We start from the raw sequence: 321 nt of genomic DNA, 5'->3' as shown, positions 1-321 counted from the left end.
GGCTCTGTTGCAAAGATTGGCGGCAGTCAGAGGTAGGCTGTCGCTCTGCGCCGATCAGGCGGCTGCTGCGAAATGGTGGTTGAGCATGCCCATGGCCTCCGTCAGCGCCGAGGGCCCAATGCCAAAAGCTCTCTCCACAAGGCGCACCTCGCCCCTGATGCCGGGCTGCAGGCACCAGGGGCGAGCCTGTCCTTTGCGCAGGGCTCGCATGACTTCGAATCCCTTGATCGTGGCATAGGCCGTGGGGATCGATTTGAAACCGCGCACCGGCTTGATCAGTATCTTGAGCTTTCCGTGATCGGCCTCGATCACGTTATTGAG

1 protein-coding gene is annotated in these 321 nt (G+C 61.1%); it reads right to left on the bottom strand.

Features of this window, described 5'->3' with window-relative positions:
- Positions 1–54 precede the first annotated feature (54 nt).
- Positions 55–321: DDE-type integrase/transposase/recombinase (locus tag ACKLKD_RS28080; RefSeq protein WP_011152977.1), on the bottom strand; the 267-nt coding region annotated here is incomplete at its 5' end.

Source organism: Klebsiella sp. 10982 (assembly GCF_048589245.1).
Lineage (GTDB): Bacteria > Pseudomonadota > Gammaproteobacteria > Enterobacterales > Enterobacteriaceae > Klebsiella > Klebsiella quasivariicola.
The sequence above is the reverse complement of the archived record's forward strand: the minus strand, read 5'-3'. Positions and strand labels throughout refer to the sequence as shown.